Raw genomic sequence first — 225 nt, 5'->3', positions numbered from 1 at the left:
AGATTACAAATGAATGGAATACTACGCTTGCAACAGCCCAGGTTTTGGAAGGTCTGGAAGCAGATATTACACTTCCGGAAGAAGATACGGATGTGGTAAAACAGTTAATCGCTGTTGCGACACAGAAAATTACAGATGTACAAAATGCAACTTCTTCCGCCAATACCGCGGCCAGCAACGCAGATATAAAGGCACAGGAGGCCGCCAACGCTGCCGAGGATGCCC

1 protein-coding gene is annotated in these 225 nt (G+C 47.6%); it reads left to right on the top strand.

The window, feature by feature from the left end:
• Nucleotides 1-225, top strand: a 225-nt coding sequence (locus HJV72_RS19065) for a hypothetical protein (RefSeq protein WP_208073445.1), incomplete at both ends; no start/stop codon positions are given.

The sequence above is a fragment of the Extibacter sp. GGCC_0201 genome (assembly GCF_017566055.1).
In the GTDB taxonomy this organism is placed as follows: Bacteria; Bacillota; Clostridia; order Lachnospirales; family Lachnospiraceae; genus Extibacter.
Note: the sequence above shows the minus strand (reverse complement) of the source record. Positions and strands in the feature narration are given on the sequence as shown.